The organism is Sphingomonas sp. Leaf257, from assembly GCF_001422185.1.
Classification (GTDB): Bacteria; Pseudomonadota; Alphaproteobacteria; order Sphingomonadales; family Sphingomonadaceae; genus Sphingomonas; species Sphingomonas yabuuchiae.
The window spans coordinates 232241-256222 of the sequence record NZ_LMMH01000032.1; the positions used below are offsets into that span (position 1 = coordinate 232241).

Below are 23982 nucleotides of genomic sequence, written 5' to 3' on the forward strand. Positions count from 1 at the left end.
ATTGACGATGGTCAAAGCGCCGTGCCGCAGCCCTCAGCGCTGGCGGGCGAGGTGCCGGTGGATGGTGCTGCGGTGGATGCCCAGTTGCCGCGCCGCCGCCGAGACATTGCCGTCATGCGCCGCCAGTGCCGCGTCGATCGCCTCGGCCCGCTCGTCGGCCAGCGGGCGCGCGACGGACAGTTCGATGCCGCCCCCCCGGACATCGGCATCCCAGCCGCCGATCAGGGTCGCGCCGTTGGCCAGGCGCAATCGGCCCCGCGCCGCCTGCCCCTGCATGTCGACCAGTTCGCCGAGCGCCGCATCGTCCAGCGCCTCCCAGCTGCGCCCGACCAGCGAAAGCCCGCGCCGGTTGGCGGCGACCAGCCGGTCGTCGCGGAACACCAATATCCCTTCGCGCGCGGTGCCCAGCATCGCGGCATCGTCATGCATCCGCAGCACGCGACAATCGGCAAAGCCGCTGCGGAACAGCCGATGCTCGATCTGGTCGACCGCCAGCCGGATCAGCCCCAGCGCATGGCCATGGCCGCTGGCCGATGGCCCCGAAATGTCGAGCGCCCCGACGATCGCGCCACGTGGATCGAGGATCGGCGTCGCCGCACAGCTCAAGACCGCATGTTCGGCAAAGAAATGCTCGGGGCCATGGACGGCGATCGGGCGACGCTCGGCAATGGCGGTGCCGATCGCGTTGGTGCCCGTGCTCGCCTCGGTCCAGGAGACGCCGGGCCTGAGCGCCACCTGCGCCGCGCGGGACAGAAAGCCGGTATCCCCGATCGTGTCGAGGATCATGCCGTCCGCGTCGGCCAGGATCACGACGCTGCCCGTCTCGCGCGCCTCGCCCGCCAGCATTTCCAGCTCGGGGCGGCACAGGCGGCGCAGCGACTCGCGACGCTGGCGCAGCGCATGGAGTTCGCTTTCGGCCAGCGGTCCGCCGCCCTGAAGCCGTCCCTGCGCCAGTCCCATGTCGGTGCATCGCAACCAGGATCGCAGCACCGGCTGGCGCACGGTTTCGAGGGGCAATTGCCCCTCGTCGAAATAGGCGCGTCGCCCTTGTTCTATACCGGCGCCGTCCATCGCCGCATCCTTCTCCCATTGTCGCAATTTGCGACACCGGCGCTGTTGTCGCGTCGCGCCATGCGACACATGCTACGCCTCGGTGGCGGAAAGTCCACCACGTCGCCTACACTTCGTCGCGCATCGTCTTGCCCCTCGGACGCCACGGGCAGAGCCTTGGATCATAACAGACCAAGGAGAGAGCCCGTGACGATTCAGGATGCCATCAAGGCCCGTACCGCGCCGTTCAAACAGCGTTATGCCAATTTCATCGGCGGCCGCTGGGTCGATCCGGTCGAGGGACGCTGGTTCGACAACCGATCCCCCATCGACGGACAGGTGATCTGCCAGGTCGCGCGCAGCCAGGCCGCCGATGTCGAACTGGCGCTGGATGCCGCGCACAAGGCCAAGGATGGCTGGGGCCGCACCAGCGTCGCCGAACGCGCGCTGATCCTGCACCGCATCGCCGACCGGATGGAGGAGAATCTATCCCTGCTCGCCACGGCCGAGACCTGGGACAATGGCAAGCCGATCCGCGAGACGACCGCCGCCGACCTGCCGCTGGCGATCGACCATTTCCGCTATTTCGCCGGGTGCATCCGCGCACAGGAAGGCGGCATCTCCGAGATCGACCACGACACCGTCGCCTATCATTTCCACGAGCCGCTGGGCGTCGTCGGGCAGATCATCCCGTGGAACTTCCCGCTGCTGATGGCCTGTTGGAAACTCGCGCCCGCGCTGGCGGCGGGCAATTGCGTGGTGCTCAAACCCGCCGAGCAGACCCCCGCCTCGATCATGGTGCTGGCCGAACTGATCGCCGACCTGCTGCCCGAGGGCGTGCTCAACATCGTCAACGGATATGGCCTGGAGGCGGGCAAGCCGCTGGCGCAGAATCCGCGCATCGCCAAGATCGCCTTTACCGGCGAGACGACGACCGGACAGCTTATCATGTCTTATGCGTCGGAGAACCTGATCCCGGTCACGCTGGAGCTGGGCGGCAAGAGCCCGAACATCTTCTTTTCCGACGTGGCGGCCGAGGATGACGATTATCTCGACAAGGCGATCGAGGGGTTCGCCATGTTCGCGCTCAACCAGGGTGAGGTCTGCACCTGCCCCAGCCGCGCACTGGTCCACGAGTCCATCTATGATCGCTTCATGGAAAAGGCGGTCGCGCGGGTCGAGGCGATGATCCAGGGCGATCCGCTCGACCCCGCCACCATGGTCGGCGCGCAAGCCTCGCAGGAGCAGATGGACAAGATCCTCGGCTATCTCGACATCGGTCGCGACGAGGGTGCGAAGGTGCTGACCGGCGGCACCCGCAACCGGCCCGAGGGGCTGGAGGGCTATTATGTCAAGCCCACGGTGCTCAGCGGCCACAACAGGATGCGCGTCTTCCAGGAGGAGATTTTCGGCCCCGTCGTCTCGGTCGCGACCTTCAAGGACGATGAGGAAGCGCTGCGCATCGCCAACGACACGCTCTACGGCCTGGGTGCTGGCGTGTGGACCCGCGACGGCACGCGGGCCTACCGCATGGGCCGTGCGATCCAGGCGGGCCGCGTCTGGACCAACTGCTACCACGCCTATCCCGCGCACGCGGCGTTCGGCGGCTATAAACGCTCGGGCATCGGGCGCGAGACGCACCGGATGATGCTCGACCATTATCAGCAGACCAAGAATCTGCTGGTCAGCTACTCGGCCAAGAAGCTCGGCTTCTTTTGACCCCAGGCTTCTTTTGACCGTGATCAAGGCGGGGATCGGCGGCCGCGCCCATCCCCGTTGCATCCTCATCATACAGGAGAAACACCATGGCGAAGACGATGAAAGCCGCCGTCGTGCGGGCATTCGGCCAACCCCTGACCATCGATGAAGTCCCGGTGCCGGAGGTCGGCGACGGCCTGATCCAGGTCGCGATCCAGGCATCCGGCGTCTGTCACACCGACCTGCACGCCGCCGAAGGCGACTGGCCGGTCAAGCCCAACCCGCCCTTCATTCCGGGGCATGAAGGCGTCGGCTATGTTTCGGCGGTCGGCAAGGGCGTGAAGCACATCAAGGAGGGCGACCGGGTCGGCGTGCCCTGGCTCTACACCGCCTGCGGCCACTGCGTGCATTGCCTGGGCGGGTGGGAGACCTTGTGCGAGAGCCAGCTCAACACCGGCTATTCGGTCAATGGCGGCTTTGCCGATTATGTCATCGCCGACCCCAATTTCGTCGGTCATCTGCCCGGCAATATCGGCTTCACCGAGATCGCGCCGGTGCTCTGCGCCGGGGTGACGGTCTATAAGGGGCTGAAGATGACCGATACCAAGCCGGGCGATACCGTCGTCATCTCCGGCATTGGCGGGCTTGGCCATATGGCGGTGCAATATGCGGTCGCCATGGGGCTGAACGTCGCGGCGGTCGATGTCGACGACGCCAAATTGGACCTCGCCCGGCGGCTGGGCGCGAAGGTCACCGTCAATGCGCGGACCGAGGCGGACCCGGCGGCGGCGATCAAGCGCGAGACCGGCGGCGGGGCGCAGGGTGCGCTCGTCACCGCAGTCAGCGAAAAGGCGTTCGCGCAGGCCGTGGGCATGATGGCGCGGGGCGGCACCGTCGCGCTCAACGGCCTGCCGCCGGGCGACTTTCCGCTCAACATCTTCGGGCTGGTGCTGAACGGCATCACCGTGCGCGGCTCGATCGTCGGCACCCGGCTCGACCTTCAGGAGTCGCTCGACTTCGCCGCCGACGGCAAGGTGAAGGCCACGGTCGCCACCGCGCCGCTTGCCGAGGTCAACCAGGTGTTCGACCGAATGCGTCGTGGCCAGATCGAGGGTCGCATCGTCCTCGACCTGGCGGCCTGAAATCGCGGCGGGCGGTGGCTCCGGCCCCGCCCGCCAGCGTTGGAGAAACAATGACCGACCGTATCGCCTGTACCGCCCTTCGTTCGCGTATCACCGATGCCGACACCGCCGCCGCCCTGATCCGCCCCGGCGAAACGGTGGCGACCAGCGGCTTCACCGGCTCCGGCTATCCCAAGATGGTGCCCCAGGCGCTGGCCAAGCGCATCGCCGAGTCCCACGGCGCGGGGCATCCGTTCCGCGTCAACCTATGGACCGGCGCCTCGACCGGCCCCGAACTGGACGGCGCGCTGGCCGCGGTCGACGGCATCGCCCAGCGCCTGCCCTATAGCGGCGATCCGGTCGCGCGCGAGAAGATCAACCGGGGCGAGATCGACTATCTCGACATGCATCTCAGCCAGGTCGCGCCAATGGCCTGGGAAGGCGTGCTAGGCCCGCTCGACACCGCGATCATCGAGGTATCGGGGATTCGCGCCGACGGATCGCTCATCCCCTCGTCGTCGGTCGGCAACAACAAGACCTGGGCAGACCGGGCGAAGCGCGTCATCCTGGAGGTCAATCGCTGGCAGGACGCAGCGCTGGAGGGGATGCACGACATCTATTACGGCACCCGCCTGCCGCCCGAACGCGTGCCGATCCCGCTGGTGCGGCCGGACGACCGGATCGGCACGCCCTATCTGGCCTGCGATCCCGACAAGATCGTCGCCATCGTCGAAACCGAGGCCCCCGACCGCAACCTGCCCTTCGCCGCGCCCGACGACACCGCGCGCGCCATTGCCGGGCACGTCATCGAATTCCTGGCCCATGAGGTCTCGCGCGGACGCTTGCCCCCCGCCCTGCTGCCGATCCAGTCGGGGGTCGGCAACATCGCCAATGCGGTGCTGTCCGGCCTGGTCGACGCGCCGTTCGACCCCATGACCGCCTATACCGAGGTGATCCAGGACGGGATGCTCGACCTGCTCGATGCCGGTCGCCTGCGCATGGCGTCGGCCACCGCCTTTTCGCTCAGCCCGCAGGCGGCGGCGCGGCTCAACGCCAACATGACCGCGTACCGGGACCGCATGATCCTGCGCCCGCAGGAGATCAGCAATCATCCCGAACTTGTCCGCCGCCTGGGGTGCATCGCGATGAACGGCCTGATCGAGGCGGATATCTATGGCAACGTCAACTCGACGCTGGTCATGGGATCGCGCATCCAGAACGGCATCGGCGGATCGGGCGATTTCGCACGCAACGCCTATGTCTCGATCTTCATGACCCCCTCGACCGCAAAAAGCGGCAAGATTTCCGCCATCGTGCCGCAGGCCTCGCATGTCGACCACATCATGCAGGACGTGGAGGTGATCGTCACCGAACAGGGGTTGGCCGACCTGCGCGGCCTGTCGCCGCGCCAGCGTGCCAAAGCCGTGATCGAACGCTGCGCGCATCCCGATTACCGACCGATGCTCGCCGACTATGCGATGCGCGCCGAGGGCGGGTCCTATGGCCTTCACGCCCCCTCGCTCCCCGCCGAAGCGCTGTCCTGGCATCGTCGTTACATGGAAACGGGAACGATGTTGCCGTCTTGACGATAGTCAATGTCACGAGCGGGCAAACGCACCATGGTCGCAGCCATCGAGGAGAACATCATGACGATCGCCGACACCGAGTTGCTTGTCACCCGCCAAGGCGTGCGGCTGCACGTTCGCCGCGCGCGCGGCGAGGACGAAACGGCGCTGGCCGCCTTCTTCGCCCATGTCTCGCCCGAGGACCTGCGTTTCCGCTTCCTGACCGGCGTGCGCGAGGTCAGCCATGAGCGGCTTAGGAGCATGATCGATACGAATGACAGGCACACCGAAAGCCTGATCGCCTTTGCCGACGACGGATCGATCCTGGCGGCGGCGATGCTGGCGGGCGACGACCACTCGACCACCGCCGAAGCCGCCATCGCCATCCGACACGATATGAAACGGCAGGGTATTGGTTGGACGCTGCTCGACCATCTGGTCGAACATGCGCGGCGCAAGGGATATCGCACGATAGAGGCGATCGAGGACCGCGAAAACCGCTCCGCCATCACGATCGAAAAAGAGATGGGCTTCGAACCTCATGCGGTCGAGGGCGACCCCATGCTGGTGCTGCTGAAGCGAAACATCGCCTGACGCGGGTGCCGGGCTGCGCCAGAGGCACGGCGCATCGTCGACGGAACCAGGGCCTTGTCGGTCGGCGTTCCGGACAGAAACTCACGCTCCAGCCTGGAACCAGCCCCCTTCAGTCGCGCAGCCAATCCGCCCTGATCTCGCCGCTATGCCCTTCCGGGGCCAGTGCGGCACGAAGGGATTCCAGCAGCGGCGGCAGCGCCTGTGTGAAGGCATAGGGCGGATTGACGATGAAAAGGCCCGCACCGTTATAGATGCCCGGCTGATCGGCATCATATAGCCAATGCTCGACCGACAGGAATTTCGGAATGCCGAGCTTGTGCAGGTCGTACTTCCACCGCCCGTGCGTCGCGCGGTCCTTCAGCGGATACCAGATGACCGTCACGCCATGCGCCCATTTGCGATACGCCGCCGCGAGCGTGGCGGTGATGCGGGCGCGTTCGTCTGTCTGTTCGTACGGTGGATCGACCACCACCACGCCGCGCGGGGTGCGGGTGGGAAGCATCGCCAGCCAGAGCTCATAGGCATCGCGCTCATGCACGGCCGCAGGCGTCCCGCGCATCGCACCGCGTAAGGTACGGGCGTCCTCGGGGTGCTTTTCATTGAGGATCAGCACGTCCTGCGGGCGCAGGAGCTGCGCCAGGAACCGTGGCGAGCCGGGATAGAGGCGCGGCTCCGCCCCATCATTCACCGCCTGCACGGCGGCGCGATAATCGTCCAGCAGCGGGTCGGTGTCGGCAAAGGCCCGCGCCACGCCCTGGGCGGCTTCGCCGGTCCGTTGGGCCTGCTCGCCGCCAAGGTCGTAAAGTCCGCAACCCGCATGGGTGTCGATCAGGGTCAACGCGCCCGGTTTCTGCTGCAAGGCCCGGACCAGCGCGATCAGCAGGCTGTGCTTCACGACATCGGCGCTGTTGCCCGCATGGAAGGAGTGGCGATAATTCATGGAATCCAAAACCTGCCAGGCGCTTGGGGAAGCGGAAGGCGTCAAAGCCTCAAATCAGTTTTCGCGGTCGATCGCAACAGGCGGCGGGGGCCAGTGTGCCCCGCCAAGCGGCCTATGCCGTTCTCACCGGTCCTGCGCGCCGCCGCCCGTCCTGCCCAGAGCAGGAGCCTCCACGAACTGGCCCGGCGCGATTCCGGCGACGGACCAGTCGCCGATCGACCAGCGAACCAGCCTCAGCGTGGGCAACCCGACCGCCGCCGTCATGCGGCGCACCTGCCGGTTGCGCCCTTCGCGAATCGTGATCTTCAGCCAGTTGTCGGGGATCAGCTTGCGCTGGCGGATCGGCGGATCGCGCAGCCACAGGTCCGGCGCGTCGATACGCGCCACATCGGCGGGCAGGGTCATGCCGTCCTTGAGGCGGACGCCCTGCCGCAAGCGCGCCAATTCCGGCTCCTGCGGATCGCCTTCGACCTGGACGAGATAGGTTTTGGGCATCTTGAAGCGCGGATCGGCGATGCGCGCCTGCAACCGCCCGTCATCGCACAACAGCAACAGGCCCTCGCTATCCCGATCGAGCCGTCCGGCGGGATAGACGCCCTTCACCGCGATGAACTCCGACAAGGTCGACCGAACCGTGGGCGATCCCTTGTCCGTGAATTGCGATAGGACCCCATAGGGTTTGTTGAACAGGAGCAGCCGGGGCATGCTGCGCTCATAGCGTTCGGCTACGGCCCTGTCTTGCGCCGCATTCCGTCAACAATGCCGGGCTTCGAGCTGGACCTCAGCGCGAAGGGCGCGCCTTTACCAGGGCGATGACCGACAACGAACAGACGGCGAAGGCCACCGCAAAGCCACCCAGTGCCGTCCACAGGCCGACTGCAAGCCCACCCAGATAACCGCCGATCACCAGACCGATGAGCGGCAGGATGACGAGCAGCAGGCATCCGATCACGACCATGACGATGGCAACCCCGTCCCACACGGCCCGGTTCCGGGTCGCAGCCGCACAAACGCCCTCATCACGCGATCCCCGCGAACGTGAAGAAACCGGCGATTTCAGAGAGATCTGGATGCCCCGTGAGGATTCGAACCTCAATTAACGGAGTCAGAGTCCGTGGTCTTACCTTTAGACGACGGGGCATCGAACAGGGGCGTGCCTCTAGGCGGCCGAATCACCCCTGTCAACCGAATTCCGCCATGGCGGCGGCCGTGCGTCTTGTCGCGCGGGCGCCGACTCGCTACCTTGGGCTTCAAGCACCGGCGAACACTCATGTTCGTGACGGATAGAACAGAATAAGCGAGATACGGCGATGGGGGATGTTCCCACCCGAAGGCCGTACCGGCAGGCCAAGCCGCCTGCCCGTTCGGCACCCCCCCGGCCCCAGCGTGGCCGGTGGTCGGATGCGCAGGCCTATGCCGCGCTCGACCTGGGTACCAATAATTGCCGCCTGCTGATCGCGCGGCCGCAGGGCGGCGGCTTTGCGGTCGTCGACGCCTTTTCGCGGATCGTCCGGCTGGGCGAGGGACTGGCGACGACCGGCCGCCTGTCCGACGCCGCGATCGACCGCACCATTGCAGCCCTGCGGGTGTGTGCCGACAAGCTGAAGCGCCGCAACGTCACCCTGTCGCGCGCCGTCGCCACCGAGGCCTGTCGCCGCGCCGCCAACGGCCCCGCCTTCATCGCGCGCGCGCTGGCCGAGACGGGCATCCATCTCGACATCATCTCGGCCGAGGAAGAGGCGCGGCTGGCCGTGCTCGGCTGTCACGTGCTGATCGAGCCGGGTGACGACCCCGCCCTGGTGTTCGACATCGGCGGCGGCTCGACCGAACTGGTGCTGGTCGACACGCGCAGCCCCAGCCCCCGCATCCTCGACTGGCATTCGGCCCCCTGGGGCGTCGTCTCGCTGACCGAGAGCGCGGGCGGTGGCGAGGGCGAGGCCGGGCGGCTGGCCGCCTATGCCCGGATGCGCGCCATGGTGGCGGACAGCTTCGCCGATTTCGCCGCGCGATTGCCCCGGAACCTGAAAAGCCCTCGACTGCTGGGCACCAGCGGCACGGTGACGACGCTGGGCAGCGTCCACTTAGGGCTCAGCCATTATGACCGCGCCGCCGTCGACGGGCTGATTGTGCCCACGTCCGCGATGCGCGCGATCAGCGCCGACCTGTCGCGCAAGAGCCTGGCCGCGCGCGGCAAGGTGGCGTGTATCGGCCCCGAACGCGCCGATCTAGTGGTGGCGGGATGCGCCATCCTGGAGACGATATTGGACCTCTGGCCCGCCGAGCGGCTAGGGATCGCAGACCGTGGGATTCGCGAGGGAATCCTGCGCCGCTTGATGGGAATCGCCAGAACGTGAGCAGAGGCAATGCAGGGCTGCACCAGCGGGTGCGCACCGCGCGGAAGCGCACCGCCCAGTCGACCCGTTGGCTGGAGCGCCAGCTGAACGACCCCTATGTCCGCCGTGCCAAGGCGGAGGGGTATCGCAGCCGCGCGGCTTATAAGCTGATCGAGCTGGACGAACGCTTCGGCTTCCTGCGCGGCAAGAAGCGGATCATCGACCTGGGGCTGGCACCCGGCGGCTGGGCGCAGGTGGTGCGGCGTCAGGTTCCGAACGCCAGCGTGGTCGGCATCGACCTGTTGCCGGTCGATCCGATCGACGGCGTGACCATCTTCGAGATGGACTTCATGGACGACGCCGCGCCCGGCAAGCTGATGGAGGCGCTGGGCGGCGCGCCCGATCTGGTCATGTCGGACATGGCGGCCAACACCGTCGGCCACCCGCAGACCGACGCGCTGCGCACCATGGGACTGGTCGAGACGGCCTTCGCCTTTGCCTGCGACGTGCTGTCGCCCGGCGGCGTGTTCGTGTCGAAGGTCTTCGCGGGCGGCGCCGATTCGCAGCTGGTCGCCGAAATGAAACGCCATTTCGCCACCGTGAAGCACGCCAAGCCGCCGTCGAGCCGCAAGGGTTCGGTGGAATGGTTTGTCGTCGCGCAGGGGTTCAAGGGGCGGAAGGCTGCGGTGGTTGAGGATGATTCGGAGGACTGAGTCTAAAAGCGACAGGGTCCGCTTTCGCCCAAAAGCCGAGATGAAGAGCGACGCGCCGCTTTCTTCGTTGCGGACGTTCGTAGAGCGTGACAGCTTAGTACTATGAACATTCGGATCGTGCACCGACCCATCGGCGAAGCTCCGGAATGGGTTAGAGACGCATGGATCGGCTTGTCTTTGCCATTGGCTTCGAAGCATGAGCGTGAGTGGCGAAGCTTGGGTGTGCTGACTGGACCCCGCCACTGGCTTTCGCGGATGTGGGCGGTTCTTTCGGGCAAGACCTTTATGGTCAGGGGCTACATGGTAAACGCGAAGGCGGCAGTAGATCACCTAGCCGACCATCATCCAAGTGCCGCTGCATGGTGGCGGGAACATGCTCCTCATATGCTTACTGGCGGCCGCTACTTTGCGTTCGATTCTGCTGCTTGCGAGCTCGAGCCTTGAAGCCGAACGGCAGCTTTTCGGCGCTTCACGCAATGGCCGGATGGCTACTTCGCCACAAGGCGGGCGTTCTGCTAATGCCCACTTGCCGACATTCTTGCGACGATCCAGCATGAGGCATCGGAAGATGGAGCAGCCCTTTGCGATTGCCTATCCGCAATTATCTCGAAACACCGTTGACGATCTTCATCGAGCCACTTTGCGACCAGTATGAGGTTCCGCCAAAGGGCGAAGCCCTTGTGATCCTTCACGACGGCTACCCGCACTCGGTCGACATTCACCCAGAAAATTGGGTTTCAATCTGGAACGAGGGGCCGGAGTTGGCCACTGTCGAGATATTTAATGAGTACCAGTTCTCTAGACCTATGAGCCAATCGAAGTAGCTGGGGCCAAACGACCACATTCCACCAAAAGTAGACATTTTGCTCGCCCCCGACGCCGTTCAGCCTGAGCGAAATCCAAGGCCACAGGATGACGCGCGTGACAAAGGGCCGGAGCGTGCACTTCAACTTCGCCAGTGCGAACGGTGGGGGGCGAGGCGAACTAAGATCGCCCCCCTCACAACAACGCGTTCACCGCCTCCATGAACCGCATCAGACTGATCGGCTTGGACACGTATGAATCCGCCCCCGCCGCGCGAATACGGTCCTCGTCGTCGCGGCCCGCATAGGCGGTCACCGCCATCACCGGGATGCGGCGCAACTCTTCGTCGGCCTTCAGCTCCAGGATCAGCTCGTATCCGGTCACATGCGGCATCTGGATGTCCATGATGATGAGGTCGGGCTCCACCTCCCGAGCGCGCGCCACGGCCTCGCGCCCGTCGCGCACCGGCTCGGCGATGAAGCCGTGCACGCGCAGCAGGTCGCAGAAGAGTTTCAGATTGAGTTCGTTGTCCTCGACAACGAGCACCTTTCTTGTCACGCGGTCTCCACCATTACGACGGACACGATAGGCAATGCCCGGACCGGATACAATCGAAGCCAATATGGCCCTGGCGCTGCAGGCGCTCATATGGACGCTGCAAAGCCCGTCGCGCGCCGAACGGCTGCTGGCGCTGACCGGGCTGTCGGTCGAGGAATTGCGCGGCGGGGCGGGCGAGCCCGGCATGCTCGCCGCCATCCTGTCCTTCCTGGAGGGGCATGAGGCCGATCTGATCGAATGCGCCGAGTCGCTGGATGTGCGCCCCGAATCGCTGGTCGCTGCCCGCCGGGTGCTGGAGGCCGCATGAAGCCGCTGCTGATCTGCGACTGCGACGAGGTGCTCGTCCACATGGTCCGCCACTTCCGCGACTGGCTGGACGAAGCGCATGACATGGACTTCGCGCTCGACCGGCATGATTTCTTCGGGTCGCTGACCCGGCGCAGCGGCGGCCCCGCGCCGACGCAGGCAGAGGCCTGGGACCTGCTGCACGGCTTCTTCCCCGGCCAGATGGACCGCCAGACGCTGGTGCCGCACGCCGCCGAGGCGCTGGCGGCGCTGGCGACCCGCGCCGATATCGTCATCCTGACCAACCTGATCGAGGAATGCCGCAGCCCCCGCATCGAACAGCTGGCGCGCTTCGGCATCCATCACCGGGTCCAGTGCAATACGGGACCCAAGGGCGCGCCGGTCGCCAAGCTGGTCGCCGAGCACGGCCACCCCGTCACCGTCTTCGTCGACGACCTTGCCCAGCATCATGCCTCGGTCGCCGAACATGCGCCGCAGGTCCACCGGCTGCACATGGTGTCCGAGCCCGAAATGGCCCCGCACGTCGCCCCCGCGCCCGACGCCCATGCCCGGATCGACGACTGGCGCGAGGCGGAAGCCTGGATCGCCGCGCGTTTCGATGAAGGCCGGCCTGCCCCGAATCGACCGGGCGCTTGACCTGAACGGGGCGAGCGCGCCATGTCTCGCCCCATGACCACGCATATCGATCGCGCGCTCGAGCAGCTCGGCCTCACCCTGCCGGAGGCTGCCGCCCCCGTCGCCGCCTATGTCCCCGTCGTCGAGGCGGGCGGGCTTCTCCACATTTCCGGCCAGTTGCCCTTCATCGACGGCCAGCTCGTCACCGGACGGCTGGGCGACGGCGTCTCGCTGGAAGACGGGCAGAAGGCGGCGCAGGCGTGCGGCCTGATGCTGGTCGCGCAGATCAAAAAGTATCTGGGCGGCGACCTGTCGCGCGTGAAGCGGATCGTGAAGCTGGGCGTGTTCGTGAACTCGGCCGGTGACTTCACCGACCAGCCCAAGGTCGCCAATGGCGCGTCGGAGCTGATGGTGTCGCTGTTCGGCGATGCGGGCCGCCATGCGCGATCCGCGGTGGGCGTGCCGGTGCTGCCGCTGGGCGCGGCGGTCGAGGTGGATGCGATCGTCGAATTGGGGTGATTTTCTGGGGTGGGTCGAGAGTGCATAGCTCGCGGCCCTGCCCTCCCCCATCCCCTCCCGCTTGCGGGAGGGGAGCGATACCCGGCGGGCGTCTTCCCGCCTTCGCGATAGAAGCCTTTCGCTGCCACGAATCACGCCCCTCCCGCAGGCGGGAGGGGATGGGGGAGGGAAAGCCACAAGCGAACTGCCCACCCCTTGTCCCACCCCACTCCACACCGCATATCCCACCGCGATGACCACCGCCGTCGCGCGTATCCTGTCCGGCGTGGCCGCCCTGTCCCCCGACCAGTGGGACGCCTGCGCGGGCACGGCCAATCCGTTCGTCTCCCACGCCTTCCTGACCGCGCTGGAAACGTCGCACAGCGTCGGCGGCCGCTCCGGCTGGACGCCTGCCCCCATCGTCATCGACGGCCCGGACGGACAGCCCGCCGCGATCGCCCCCGCCTATCTCAAGGCGCATAGCCAGGGCGAATATGTCTTCGATCATGGCTGGGCCGATGCCTGGGAGCGTGCCGGGGGGCGTTACTACCCCAAGCTTCAGATTGCCGCGCCCTTCTCGCCCGTTCCCGGCCCCCGGCTGCTGCTGCGCGACCCCGCGCTCGCGCCCGCGCTGATAGCCGCGATCGAGGCGGTGACCGACCAGAACGAGCTGTCCTCCGCGCACGTCACCTTCGTCGCGCCCGATCAGCTGCCGTATTTCGAGGCGGCGGGCTGGCTGATCCGCGAGGGCGTGCAATTCCACTGGCGCAATGACGGCTATCGCAGCTTCGACGATTTCCTGGACGCGCTCGCCAGCCGCAAGCGCAAGGCGATCCGCAAGGAACGCGCCGCCGCCGTCGAGGGGCTAACCATCCGCCACCTGACCGGCGACCAGATCCGCCCCGAGCATTGGGATGCCTTCTGGGTCTTCTATCAGGATACGGGCAGCCGCAAATGGGGCCAGCCCTATCTGACCCGCGCCGCCTTCGACCGGATCGGCGAGCAATTGGGCGACAAGGTGTTGCTGATCCTTGCCGAGCGCGACGGGGTGCCGATCGCGGGGGCGCTCAACCTGATCGGCGAGGACACGCTCTATGGCCGCTATTGGGGCGCGGTCGAGGAGGTGCCCTTCCTCCATTTCGAGCTGTGCTATTACCAGGCGATCGACGCCGCCATCGCGCGCGGGCTGGCGACGGTGGAGGCGGGGGCGCAGGGCGAGCACAAGCTGGCCCGGGGTTATGTCCCGGTGCCGACCTGGTCGGCGCATTATATCCCGCACCCCGCCTTCCGCCACGCCGTCGCCGAGTTCGTGGAACGCGAGCGTCAGGCGATCGAGGCGGAAAGCGAGTATCTGGGCGAATTGACCCCGTTCCGACGGGGGTGAGGCGTCGGGCAGGATGAAGTTGCCTTTGGTCAAAGCGCGCCCCTCCCCTTCAGGGGAGGGGTTGGGGTGGGGACTTTCGACCAATCCCGTACTTGTGGAAACGCCCCACCCCCGGCCCCTCCCCTGAAGGGGAGGGGAGCGTCTCATATCATCGTGCTTTAATTGTCGTCCTTGTCGGGGGTCGCCTTGCGCCGCGCGGGCGCCCGCTTGTCCTCATCGGGCGAGGGACGGCTGAGCAGTTCATAGGCCGCCGGATCGATGATCGGGCGGCGATCGTCGATCCGGTAGAGGACGCTGTCGCCCTCGCGCCAGATCGGCGTCAGCCCGCGCGTCAGCGCCTCGTCGTAACGCGGCGCATGGACCAACCAGACATAGTCGAAGGCGTCGCGCGGCATCAGCTTCAGCGCGGTTTCGACCGGGCGCCACCATTGCCCGCGACAGCGCCGCTGGGTCACGATCTCCGACGGGTCATGTGCGAACCGCTTGGCGGGGGCGTAGCGTACCGTCAGCAGCTGACCACCGGCCATCGACCATTGGTCGTTGGCATAGGCCAGCTTGCGCTCCAGCGCGAGGCCCGCGACATGCTCCAACCGGCTGGAGGGCCAGACATCGGCACAATATTGACGGCCAACAAAGGTCAGCAACCGCGCGCGCGGCGGCACATGATCCAGCGCGCTCAGCACCCGGTCGTAATCGTTGCTGTACATGACATAGCTGACCGTGGTCGCACCGATCCGCACGACGAAGAACAACAACCCCACGATCGCCAGCGTCGAGGCGCCGCGCAACGACAGCCCGCGCCGGGGGCGCAGCGCGATCAGTGCGATGGCCAGCACATAGGGGGCGAGACGCATATCGGCATAGGCCGAGCCGAAGACGACGCGCGGCAGCAGTAGATAGACGACGAACAGGAAGGCCGCCGACAGCACCAGGTTGCGCGAATATTCGACCCGCTCGTCGCGCACGCCCTTGAGCAGGACGAGGAACAGCACCGTGACCGAGGCGAGGTCGAACGCCATCCAGCGATCGCGCAGCACCATGGTGACCCAGTTGATCTTCCAGCGCCAGTTGAACCAGTCGCCGGTCTTGCCGGTTACATCCGCGCCCGAACGCCACAGCACCATCAGCACCATGGGCAGCGCCAGCGGGATACAGCCCAGCCCGGCATGGAAGGCCGACTCGGCCCAGCCCCGCACCCCGCGCGCGCCCTTGGCCCGGCGAATGTCGTGCTGGCGGATCAGCTCGGCGGAGAAGGCCAGCACGCCCAGCACGCCCCAGCCGAAGGTATGCGCCACCCAGAGCAGGCAGGACAGCGGCACGAAGATGATGGCCCGCAACCGCACCGCGCCCAGCCGCCCCATGCGCAGCCACAGGCCGAACAGGTTCAGCGCCAGCGCCATCGCCAGCGCGAAGTTCACGAAGCCGAACTGGAACGGATAGCTATAGGCCAGCGGCAGCGCGAACAGCGCGGTGGCGGGAATGCGCCCCTGCACCTCGCGCGCGATCCAGAGGAGGCCGGTGACGGTCAGGACCGGAATGGCGATGACGATCAGCTTGACCGCCAGCTCCAGTCCGAAGATCGGCGCGAGCGGCTCGATCAGCAGGTCGATGCCCAGATTGCCGATCATCTGCCATTCGAAGCGATACCAATGCGCCAGCCAGGGCTGGTTGGCATATTCCAGCTGGACGCGATACCGCCCCATATGCCCCGGCAGGTCGACCAGCGGCGGCACGGTGGGCCAGAGCAGCGGCACGGCGGCGAGCAGCGCCATCGCCGCCACGAACCACCGCGTCTGCCACCAGTTGAGCTTTCCCCCATTCATCTGCTGGTGCCTAGCGGACCGAAGGGGCGTCCGACAAGCATCGGCCGCGACGAACGCGATAGACGGCGGAATTGCCCTGCGCCCAGACCGGCGTCAGATCGGGCGATCGGGTCCGCTCCTTGGGAAAACCGATCGTCCAGACCGCATCGAAGGTGCATCGGTCGAAATCGCGGATCGCATCCTCGAAGTCGGTCAGTCCCCCTTCGCCGCCCGGTGGAAAGATCAGCGAGGACGGGTCACGGTCGAACCGCCCGGCCCCGGCCAGACGGGGCTGGATCAGATGCTGGCCCGGCACCGTCCACTGGCCGTTGGTGAACACGCCCGCGCGAACGACGGCAAGCCCGCCTATATGGGTCAGCCGGGGTGCCCCCCAGCGTGACTCGGCGTTGACATTGGCCAGGACCAGCACCGTGCCGCCCGGCGGCAGCGCGGCAATGGCTCGCCACTCGCGATCATGCCCTTGTGCCAGCTGCGCGAAGGCGATGGTCGTGCCCGCCAGCCGCGCCACGAAAAAGACGGTCGCGGCGACCGCCAGTCCACGCTCCGACCACGCCGGGCGCCCATATACCGACAACAAGGCCAGCATCACCGCCGGGGGCAGCATCCGCATGTCGAGATAGGCCCCGCCCCGGAACAGATAGGGCAGGGCGAGGAAGACGATGAACCCGATCGCGGCGGGCACGCCCAGCACCGGGCGGACCGACAGGCGGCGCGACCGGATCACGACATAGGCGAAGAACAACAGCCCCATCACCGCCGCCAGATCCCACGCCATCCAGCGTTCCTGGAACAGGGTCATGATCCAGCGCAGCTTGTAGGACAGGAACCAGCGCCCGGTTTCTCCCGCAACCTGATCCCCGCCCGACCGGATCATCCACAGCGCGGGCAACGCCATCGGGGTCACCGTCACGCCCGCGCGCAGCACCGCCTTTGGCCAGCGCCGCCCCTGCTCGACCAGCCGCCCGGCCTCCATGCCGAAGACATAGGCCACCAGCAGCGCCCAGCCGAGCGCATGGACCAGCCACAGCAGCGGCGCGAGCAGCGTGAACAGGATGATCCGCCACGCCGCGCCCCTGGTCCGCGCCAGCCGCAGCCAGAGCGCCATGGCCAGGAACACAAACCCTTGCGCCAGACAGAAATTGACGAAGCCCATCTGGAAGGCGGGGCCGTAAGCCAGCGGAAAGGCCAGGATGGCACTGGCGGGCATCCGCCCATGGGCCTCTCGCGCCAGGGCGATCAGCCCCGCCACGGTCAGCGGCGGAATGGCCATGACGACAAGCCTGGCGGCAAGCTCCACCCCCATGCCGAAGACATGGTGCAGCGCGAGTACGATCCCCTCGACGCCCAGATTGCCGACCGCCGCCCAGTGCACCGCATAATAGCGCGCCAGCGGCGCCTGCCCCGCCTCGGCCAGGATGCGATAGCTGGCCATATGGTCGCCCATGTCGCCCAGCGGCGGCACGGCGGGCCAGAGCAGCGGGATCGCCGAGGCCAGCATGCATAGCAACAAGAAGGGGCGGGACTGCCACCACAGCCCCGCCCCCTTTTCGGTCATCCCGTCCTGTCGGCCGTCATCGACCATATCGGCCCTGCCCCTTCAGAACGGTGAGATCGGATCAGATCTGGTCGCGACGCCCCAGCAGGCGCAGGCGCAGCGCGTTCAGCTTGATGAAGCCCGCCGCGTCGCGCTGGTCGTACGCGCCCTGATCGTCCTCGAAGGTGACGACCTTTTCCGAATAGAGCGAATAGGGCGACTTGCGGCCCGTGACGATCGCCTGGCCCTTGTACAGCTTCAGGCGGACGGTGCCGGTGACCTTCTCCTGGCTATAGTTGACGGCGGCCTGCAGCATCTCGCGCTCCGGCGAGAACCAGAAGCCGTTATAGACCAGCTCGGCATAGCGCGGTGCCAGTTCGTCCTTCAGATGCGCGGCACCCCGGTCGAGCGTGATCTGCTCGATGCCGCGATGCGCCAGCGCATAGATGGTGCCGCCCGGCGTCTCGTACATGCCGCGGCTCTTCATGCCGACGAAGCGGTTCTCGACCAGGTCGAGGCGGCCGATGCCATGCTTGCGGCCCAGTTCGTTGAGCTTGGTCAACAGGGTCGCGGGCGAGCACGCCTCGCCGTTCAGCGCGACGCCGTCGCCCCGCTCGAAATCGATGGTGATCGTCTCCGGCACGTCGGGCGCGTCCTCCGGATTGACCGTGCGCGAATAGACGTAATCGGGGACCTCATCCCACGGGTCCTCCAGCACCTTGCCCTCGGACGAGGTGTGCAGCAGGTTCGCATCGGTCGAGAAGGGCGCTTCGCCGCGCTTGTCCTTCGACACCGGGATCTGATGCGCCTCGGCGAACTCGATCAGCTTGGTGCGGCTGGTCAGGTCCCATTCGCGCCACGGCGCGATGACCTTGATGTCGGGGTTCAGCGCGTAATAGCCCAGCTCGAAGCGGACCTGGTCGTTGCCCTTGCCGGTCGCGCCGTGGCTGACCGCATCGGCGTTCACCATCTTGGCGATCTCGATCTGGCGCTTGGCGATCAGCGGCCGCGCGATCGAGGTGCCGAGCAGGTACAGCCCCTCGTACAGCGCATTGGCGCGCATCATCGGGAAGACGTAATCCTTGACGAACTCCTCGCGCAGATCGTCGATGAAGATGTGTTCGGGCTTTACACCCGCCATCTCGGCCTTCTTGCGCGCGGGCTCCAGCTCTTCGCCCTGGCCCAGATCGGCGGTGAAGGTCACGACCTCGCAGCCATAATGCTGCTGCAGCCACTTGAGGATGACGCTGGTGTCGAGGCCGCCCGAATAGGCGAGGACGACGCGCTTGATATCTTCGCTCACGGCAAAGTCCTTCGAGGATAGGGGATGGATTTGCCTCGCGCCCTATGCGCTCGACGCCCCTCACGCAACCTTCGGCTGATCCGTTCCCCTTATCGTTCATTGCGCGGACAGCCAAAGGCCGTCAGGAGCGGCTGCGAAGTTCCGTATGGGAGTCCCGTGCATGACCCGTTTTCTCGTCGCCGGTCTGATCGCCGCCTCGTTGGCCACCCCTGCCCTGGCGCAGGATACGCGGGCCTCGGCCGCCGCAAAATTCTCGCGCGAGTTCAAGGCGCGCGACACCAATCACGACGGTGTGCTGACCAAGGCCGAGGTGAAGGCCGCGATCATGAAGATGGGCAACGGCAAGAAGGCAATCGATGCGGTCCATGCCCAGCGCCTGACCGATCTGTGGTTCGACAAGGCCGACGCCAACAAGGACGGCAAGGTGACCGAGGCCGAAGCCCAGGCGCTGCTGTCACGCACCTTCGACGAATATGAAGCGGCCAAGGCGGCACAGGCGCAGCAGGCGGGGCCGAAGGGGCGGTAAAGGGCCCAGCCCTCCCGATCACCAACCTTTCCCAACCTCCGTTCCGCCTATCCCCCACCTCCGTTCGCACTGAGCGAAGTCGAAGTGCACGGGATTCCGGTTGCCGATAGGGCATGGCGTGGCCTTCGACTTCGCTCAGGCTGAACGGAGATGGGGAATGGCCCTTCCCCCCCCCACACACAAAAAAGGCCCGGTGCGTTGCCGCACCGGGCTTAGGTCGTCCGCAGGAGGAACGTCGTGGGGTGCGGGGGTTCTGTTCGCCCCCGCTCCCGATCAGTTATAGGCGCGCTCGCCGTGCTCGCCGAGGTCGAGGCCTTCCTGCTCGACTTCCTTCGAGACGCGCAGGCCGGTGATCGCCTTGGCGACATACATGGCGATGACGGTGCCGATGGTGGCCCAGACGATGGTCGTGGCGACCGCGCCCAGCTGAACCAGCAGCTTGGAACCGATGGCGTAGTCCGCCGCACCCGGGCCGCCCAGCGACGGGGCATAGACCACCGCCGTGCCGATCGCGCCGATCATGCCGCCGATGCCGTGGACACCGAAGGCGTCGAGCGCATCGTCATAGCCGAGCTTGGGCTTCAGGACCGACACCGCATAGAAGCAGACCACGCTGGCGATGGCGCCCAGCACGATCGCGCCGAACGGGCCCGAATTGCCCGCCGCCGGAGTAACGGCGACCAGCCCCGCGACGATGCCCGAGCAGAAGCCCAGCGCCGAACCCTTATGCCCCGCCAGACGCTCGGCGAGCATCCAGAACAGGCCGCCCGACGCCGTCGCGACGAAGGTGTTGATCATCGCCAGACCGGCCGAGCCATTGGCTTCCAGCGCCGAGCCGGCGTTGAACCCGAACCAGCCCACCCAGAGCAGGCCGGTGCCCACGCCGGTCAGCGTCAGCGAGTGCGGCGGCATCGGCGTGGTCGGATAACCCATGCGCTTGCCCAGGATCAGCGAGGCGACCAGCGCCGAGACACCGGCGTTGATGTGCACCACGGTGCCGCCCGCGAAGTCGAGCGCGCCCGCCTTGAAGAACAGGCCCGACGAGGCCCACACCATGTGCGCGACCGGGAAATAGACGATGGTCAGCCACACCGCGGTGAAGGCCATGACCGCCGAGAACTTCATCCGCTCGACCACCGATCCCAGCACCAGCGCGGCAGTGATCGCGGCGAAGGTCATCTGGAAGCAGACGAAGACATATTCGGGGATTTCGACGCCCGCGGTGAACGTCGCCGACTGGCTGGCCGGGGTCACGCCCGCCAGGAACGCCTTGCCCAGCCCGGAGATGAAGTTGGACGCGCCCCCCGACACGTCCGGCCCAAAGGCCAGGCTATAGCCGTACATCACCCAGATCAGCATCGCGAGGCACGCGGCCGCGCCGATCTGGGTCATGGTGGACAGCATGTTCTTGGCGCGGGTGAGGCCGCCATAGAACAACGCCAGGCCCGGCAGGATCATCATCATGACCAGCACGGTCGAGGTGAGCATCCAGGCTGTGTCGCCCTTGTTCACCGTCGCGGCGGTGGCGGCGGCGGGCGGCGCCTGGAGCGCGGCGTCCTGTGCCCAGGCGGGCAGCGCGGCGAACAGCGTCAGGCCGAGGCCTGCGGTGCCGGTCGCCATCTTGGTGATGTGCTTCATCGAAATCCCCCCTTGCTCAGAGCGCCGATTCGTCGGTTTCGCCGGTGCGGATGCGCACGGCCTGGCCGACATCGAGCATGAAGATCTTGCCGTCCCCGATCGCGCCGGTATTCGCGGCGGCCTGGATCGATTCGACGACGCGGTCGGCGATCTCGGACGCGCAAACGACCTCGATCTTGATCTTGGGCACCATGTTGGTGCTGTATTCGGCCCCGCGATAGATTTCGGTCTGGCCCTTCTGCCGCCCGAAACCCTTCACCTCGGTCACCGTCATGCCCGCCACGCCCAAAGTGGTCAGCGCCTCGCGCACCTCGTCGAGCTTGAACGGCTTGATGATAGCGATGATCAGCTTCACCTGCGCCCCCTTTGCATTACCCGTGGGACCGCATCGCAAGGGGTGTGCCAGTTTACATTTCCGTTACTTTTCCGGGCGAATGCGAATGGGACGCCTGTTTATCAGCCGCCGTCATGCACCAAAAATTCAGCATATCGCCGCCGCTGCCCAAATTTTGAGCAGGAAGTGGATCGAAGCCGTTCGCCGCCTGTTGGCTTTTGAGGCAGAGGCGAAAGGGAGCCGTCATGATCGATACGACTGGCGAGCCGCTGGCCCGGACTATCGCCGATACGATGGCGGAGCGGGGTACGGCGGGAATGGGGGCGGTGCTGTGGCTGGGCATGGCGGCGGGTATGCAGATCGGCCTTGGCGGCATCGCCTATCTGATCGCCAGCGCCGGGATGCCGTCGGGCATGGGCGCCACGCATCTTCTGGCAGGCCTGGCCTTTTCCAGCGGGTTGATGCTGGTGATGGTCACGGGCACGCATCTGTTCACCGGCCATGCGATGCTGTCGCTGTCCATCGTTCAGCGGCGTGTGACGGGGATGGGGCTCGCCAAGGCATGGGGGTTGGTCTGGTTCGCCAATCTGGTCGGCAGCCTGATCATAGTCGGCCTGTTCCTCGCTTCAGGCGGAGTCGAGGCGGTCGACGGCACGGTTGCCGCCGTCGCCCGCGAAACGGCCATGGCGAAGACCGCCAAGTCGAGCGGCACGCTGATCGCGTCGGGCATCCTTGCCAATATGCTGGTGTGCCTCGCCGTCTGGATGGCCAGCGGCGCGGAGACGGTCGCGGGCAAGATCGTCGCGGTGATCGCGCCGGTCACGCTGTTCGTCGCTGCCGGGTTCGAGCATTCGATCGCCAACATGACGCTGCTGCCGCTCGGCTGGGCGCTCGATCCGACAGGGGTGCCGCTCGGGGGCATCGCGCACAATCTGGCGCTGTCGACGCTGGGCAACCTGATCGGCGGCGCTGCGATCGCATTGTTGCTGGGCGCGGGACATGGGGCGTTGAAGCGCGATTGATCCTCCCCATGCCGGGGAGGATCTTTAGGCCGCGAGCGCCGTCCCGCCGACCGTCAGCCCCTCGACCAGCAGCGTCGGCTGGCCCACACCCGCCGGTACGCTCTGTCCGCCCTTGCCGCAGATGCCGACACCTTCGTCCAGCGCGAAGTCGTTGCCGATGCCCTTCACCCGGGTCAGGACGCTCGGTCCGTCGCCGATCAGCGTCGCGCCCTTGATCGGTGCGCCTAAGCGGCCGTTCTCGATCCGATACGCCTCGGTGCAGGAGAAGACGAACTTGCCCGACACGATGTCGACCTGACCGCCGCCGAAGGACTTGGCGAAGATGCCGTTCTTGACGCGCGACAGCAGCTCGGCGGGATCGTCCTGCCCGCCCTTCATGAAGGTATTGGTCATGCGCGGCATCGGCGCGTGCGCGAAGCTCTCGCGGCGGCCATTGCCGGTCGGCGTGACGCCCATCAGCCGCGCATTCAAACGGTCCTGCATATAGCCCTTGAGGATACCGTCCTCGATCAGCACGACCTCGCGCGTCGGCGTGCCCTCGTCATCGATCGACAGCGAACCGCGCCGGTCGGCCAGGCTGCCGTCATCGACCACGGTGACGCCGGGGGCCGCGACCCGCTCGCCGATGCGGCCCGAAAATGCCGAGGTGCCCTTGCGATTGAAGTCGCCCTCCAGCCCATGGCCGATCGCCTCGTGCAGCAGCACGCCCGGCCAGCCCGGCCCGAGCAGCACGGTCATCTCGCCCGCCGGTGCGGCGACCGAGTCGAGATTGACCAAAGCCTGGGCGAGCGCGACATCGATGCCGCGCTCCCAGGTCTCGCGCGCGACCAGCCGGTCGTACAAATAACGCCCGCCGATGCCGAAGCTGCCCGTCTCGCGCCGCCCATTGTGCTCGACCACGACCGAGATGTTCAGCCGTACCAGCGGCCGCACATCGGTGGCGACGAAGCCGTCGGCCCGGACGATCTCGACCACGCTCCAGCTGCCCGACAGGCCGACCGACACCTGCACCACGCGGGGATCGCGCGCCCGGGCGGCGGCGTCGATCGTCTGGCAGAGCGACACCTTCTCGGCAAAGGGGATCAGGTCGAGCGGATCGGTCGCGGTATAGAGGTGCCGGTTCGTCCCCTGCGGCGGGGGCGCGGCGGCGCCCTTGGCGGGGTCGATCAGCGCCATGGTCTGCGCGGCGCGCTGGATCGCGGCCTCGGACAGCTCGTTGGCATGGGCGAAGGCGGTCATCTCGCCCGACACCGCGCGCAGGCCGAAGCCGGAGTGCGTGTCGTAGCTGGCCGTCTTCAGCCGCCCGTCGTCGAAGCCGAACGCCTCCGAGCGCTTATATTGCAGATAGAGTTCGCCATCGTCCGCGCGGGACAGCGCGTTGGCGGTGAGGCGCAGCGCCGCGTCGGGGTCCAGCGTGTCGCGGTAGAGGAACGAGCGGGGATCGGTGGCGGTCATCGAGGGGATATAGGATGCCCGGCCGAGGTTTGAAATCTCCGCTGAGGGAAATCCCACTCTTCTCTTAAGCCCCTCCCGCAAGCGGGAGGGGTTTGGGGAGGGCATGAGGTCTCACCGAGCCTATAGCCCGTGGCTTGCCCTCCCCCATCCCCTCCCGCTTGCGGGAGG

23 protein-coding genes and 1 tRNA gene are annotated in these 23982 nt (G+C 66.7%); 12 read left to right on the forward strand and 12 right to left on the reverse strand.

Annotation, left to right across the window (positions count from 1 at the left end):
• Positions 1-33: 33 nt before the first annotated feature.
• The gene (locus ASF14_RS13960; protein ID WP_056436435.1) at positions 34-1071 is read right to left on the reverse strand and encodes a sigma-54-dependent Fis family transcriptional regulator; all 1038 of its coding nucleotides are present in this window, start codon (positions 1069-1071) and stop codon (positions 34-36) included.
• 186 nt (positions 1072-1257) lie between these two features.
• On the opposite strand from ASF14_RS13960, the gene adh reads away from it, so the two are divergent.
• The 4 genes from adh to ASF14_RS13980 all read left to right on the forward strand — a co-directional run bounded on the left by adh (position 1258) and on the right by ASF14_RS13980 (position 6028).
• Positions 1258-2769 (forward strand): aldehyde dehydrogenase, encoded by a 1512-nt coding sequence (gene adh / locus ASF14_RS13965; RefSeq protein ID WP_056436111.1) that lies wholly within the window; start codon positions 1258-1260, stop codon positions 2767-2769.
• Positions 2770-2855: 86 nt separating this feature from the next.
• Positions 2856-3890, forward strand: coding sequence for an alcohol dehydrogenase AdhP (adhP, locus tag ASF14_RS13970; RefSeq protein WP_056436114.1), 1035 nt, complete (start codon positions 2856-2858; stop codon positions 3888-3890).
• Positions 3891-3940: 50 nt separating this feature from the next.
• Entirely contained in the window at positions 3941-5455 is a 1515-nt protein-coding gene (locus ASF14_RS13975) for an acetyl-CoA hydrolase/transferase family protein (protein WP_056436117.1), read from the forward strand.
• A gap of 33 nt (positions 5456-5488) precedes the next feature.
• Entirely contained in the window at positions 5489-6028 is a 540-nt protein-coding gene (locus ASF14_RS13980) for a GNAT family N-acetyltransferase (RefSeq protein WP_236697076.1), read from the forward strand.
• Between the two features lie 109 nt (positions 6029-6137).
• Here the strand turns inward: ASF14_RS13980 and ASF14_RS13985 are convergent, their stop codons facing one another.
• From ASF14_RS13985 to ASF14_RS13995, 4 genes are all read right to left on the reverse strand, one after another.
• Positions 6138-6968: a 23S rRNA (adenine(2030)-N(6))-methyltransferase RlmJ gene (locus ASF14_RS13985; RefSeq protein WP_056436119.1), complete on the reverse strand. Its 831-nt coding sequence runs from the start codon at positions 6966-6968 to the stop codon at positions 6138-6140.
• A gap of 123 nt (positions 6969-7091) precedes the next feature.
• Complete coding sequence (locus tag ASF14_RS13990; RefSeq protein ID WP_056436122.1) at positions 7092-7673, reverse strand: pseudouridine synthase; 582 nt, start codon at positions 7671-7673, stop codon at positions 7092-7094.
• A 76-nt stretch (positions 7674-7749) separates the two neighbouring features.
• Complete coding sequence (locus ASF14_RS21585) at positions 7750-7950, reverse strand: hypothetical protein (protein ID WP_156361198.1); 201 nt, start codon at positions 7948-7950, stop codon at positions 7750-7752.
• Positions 7951-8035: 85 nt separating this feature from the next.
• Positions 8036-8109 (reverse strand) — tRNA-Gln (locus ASF14_RS13995).
• 169 nt (positions 8110-8278) lie between these two features.
• Here ASF14_RS13995 and ASF14_RS14000 point away from each other — a divergent pair.
• Positions 8279-9322, forward strand: a complete 1044-nt coding sequence (locus tag ASF14_RS14000; protein ID WP_056436125.1) for a Ppx/GppA phosphatase family protein — start codon at positions 8279-8281, stop codon at positions 9320-9322.
• On the forward strand, positions 9319-10014 hold the full coding sequence (locus ASF14_RS14005; RefSeq protein ID WP_056436128.1) for an RlmE family RNA methyltransferase: 696 nt from the start codon (positions 9319-9321) through the stop codon (positions 10012-10014). Before ASF14_RS14000 ends, ASF14_RS14005 begins: the two co-directional genes overlap by 4 nt.
• Before the next feature lie 999 nt (positions 10015-11013).
• On the opposite strand, the gene ASF14_RS14015 is transcribed toward ASF14_RS14005, so the two are convergent.
• The gene (locus ASF14_RS14015) at positions 11014-11376 is read right to left on the reverse strand and encodes a response regulator (RefSeq protein ID WP_056436133.1); all 363 of its coding nucleotides are present in this window, start codon (positions 11374-11376) and stop codon (positions 11014-11016) included.
• 64 nt (positions 11377-11440) lie between these two features.
• Between ASF14_RS14015 and ASF14_RS14020 the strand changes: the two genes are divergently transcribed.
• From ASF14_RS14020 to ASF14_RS14035, 4 genes are all read left to right on the forward strand, one after another.
• Positions 11441-11683, forward strand: a complete 243-nt coding sequence (locus ASF14_RS14020) for a DUF3572 family protein (protein WP_156361199.1) — start codon at positions 11441-11443, stop codon at positions 11681-11683.
• The gene (locus ASF14_RS14025; protein ID WP_056436139.1) at positions 11680-12318 is read left to right on the forward strand and encodes a hypothetical protein; all 639 of its coding nucleotides are present in this window, start codon (positions 11680-11682) and stop codon (positions 12316-12318) included. Before ASF14_RS14020 ends, ASF14_RS14025 begins: the two co-directional genes overlap by 4 nt.
• Positions 12319-12351: 33 nt before the next feature.
• Complete coding sequence (locus tag ASF14_RS14030; RefSeq protein ID WP_056436142.1) at positions 12352-12816, forward strand: RidA family protein; 465 nt, start codon at positions 12352-12354, stop codon at positions 12814-12816.
• 232 nt (positions 12817-13048) lie between these two features.
• Complete coding sequence (locus ASF14_RS14035; protein WP_056436145.1) at positions 13049-14179, forward strand: GNAT family N-acetyltransferase; 1131 nt, start codon at positions 13049-13051, stop codon at positions 14177-14179.
• Between the two features lie 158 nt (positions 14180-14337).
• Here the strand turns inward: ASF14_RS14035 and ASF14_RS14040 are convergent, their stop codons facing one another.
• Genes ASF14_RS14040 through ASF14_RS14050 form a run of 3 tightly spaced genes read right to left on the reverse strand, consistent with a single transcriptional unit; the run spans position 14338 to position 18839 of the window.
• Positions 14338-16002: a hypothetical protein gene (locus ASF14_RS14040; RefSeq protein WP_056436147.1), complete on the reverse strand. Its 1665-nt coding sequence runs from the start codon at positions 16000-16002 to the stop codon at positions 14338-14340.
• Positions 16003-16012: 10 nt separating this feature from the next.
• On the reverse strand, positions 16013-17584 hold the full coding sequence (locus tag ASF14_RS14045; protein ID WP_056436150.1) for a hypothetical protein: 1572 nt from the start codon (positions 17582-17584) through the stop codon (positions 16013-16015).
• Between the two features lie 34 nt (positions 17585-17618).
• Entirely contained in the window at positions 17619-18839 is a 1221-nt protein-coding gene (locus ASF14_RS14050; RefSeq protein WP_056436153.1) for an argininosuccinate synthase, read from the reverse strand.
• Positions 18840-18999: 160 nt separating this feature from the next.
• Here ASF14_RS14050 and ASF14_RS14055 point away from each other — a divergent pair, with 160 nt between their 5' ends.
• Entirely contained in the window at positions 19000-19365 is a 366-nt protein-coding gene (locus ASF14_RS14055; protein ID WP_056436156.1) for an EF-hand domain-containing protein, read from the forward strand.
• Positions 19366-19638: 273 nt separating this feature from the next.
• On the opposite strand, the gene ASF14_RS14060 is transcribed toward ASF14_RS14055, so the two are convergent.
• Both ASF14_RS14060 and ASF14_RS14065 read right to left on the reverse strand, forming a co-directional pair.
• A complete protein-coding gene (locus tag ASF14_RS14060) occupies positions 19639-21003 on the reverse strand; it encodes an ammonium transporter (protein WP_056436160.1) in 1365 nt (454 codons plus the stop codon).
• A gap of 16 nt (positions 21004-21019) precedes the next feature.
• The gene (locus tag ASF14_RS14065; RefSeq protein ID WP_042488306.1) at positions 21020-21358 is read right to left on the reverse strand and encodes a P-II family nitrogen regulator; all 339 of its coding nucleotides are present in this window, start codon (positions 21356-21358) and stop codon (positions 21020-21022) included.
• A gap of 224 nt (positions 21359-21582) precedes the next feature.
• Between ASF14_RS14065 and ASF14_RS14070 the strand changes: the two genes are divergently transcribed.
• Complete coding sequence (locus ASF14_RS14070) at positions 21583-22359, forward strand: formate/nitrite transporter family protein (protein ID WP_056436163.1); 777 nt, start codon at positions 21583-21585, stop codon at positions 22357-22359.
• Positions 22360-22383: 24 nt separating this feature from the next.
• On the opposite strand, the gene tldD is transcribed toward ASF14_RS14070, so the two are convergent.
• Positions 22384-23814 carry a metalloprotease TldD gene (gene tldD / locus ASF14_RS14075; RefSeq protein ID WP_056436165.1) on the reverse strand — a complete coding sequence of 477 codons (1431 nt, stop codon included), beginning with the start codon at positions 23812-23814 and terminating at the stop codon, positions 22384-22386.
• Between the last annotated feature and the right edge of the window lie 168 nt (positions 23815-23982).